Below are 550 nucleotides of genomic sequence, written 5' to 3' on the forward strand. Positions count from 1 at the left end.
GGCAAGGTGTCGGACCGTACGTTCCTGATGCACCTCGGCGGCAAGATCGAGATGGCGTCGAAGCACCCCATCCGCAACCGTGACGACCTGTCCATGGTCTACACCCCCGGTGTGGCCCGGGTGTGCATGGCGATCGCGGAGAACCCCGAGGACGCGCGCCGTCTGACGATCAAGCGGAACTCGGTGGCCGTGGTCACCGACGGCTCGGCGGTGCTGGGCCTGGGCAACATCGGCCCCAAGGCCGCGCTGCCGGTGATGGAGGGCAAGGCCGCCCTGTTCAAGCGGTTCGCCGGGATCGACGCCTGGCCGATCTGCCTGGACACCCAGGACTCCGATGCGATCGTGGAGATCGTCAAGGCCATCGCCCCGGGCTTCGCGGGCATCAACCTGGAGGACATCTCCGCCCCGCGCTGCTTCGAGATCGAGGCCCGCCTGCGCGAGGCCCTGGACATCCCCGTCTTCCACGACGACCAGCACGGCACCGCCATCGTGGTGCTGGCCGCGCTGACCAACGCGCTGCGCGTGGTGGACAAGCGCATCGCCGACGTAC

1 pseudogene is annotated in these 550 nt (G+C 68.7%); it reads left to right on the plus strand.

Annotated elements, in window-relative coordinates:
• Window positions 1-550, plus strand: a pseudogene (locus tag HG542_RS34100) (NADP-dependent malic enzyme); the annotation flags it as partial.

The sequence above is a fragment of the Streptomyces morookaense genome (genome assembly GCF_013030945.1).
GTDB classification, from domain to species: Bacteria; Actinomycetota; Actinomycetes; order Streptomycetales; family Streptomycetaceae; genus Streptomyces; species Streptomyces morookaensis.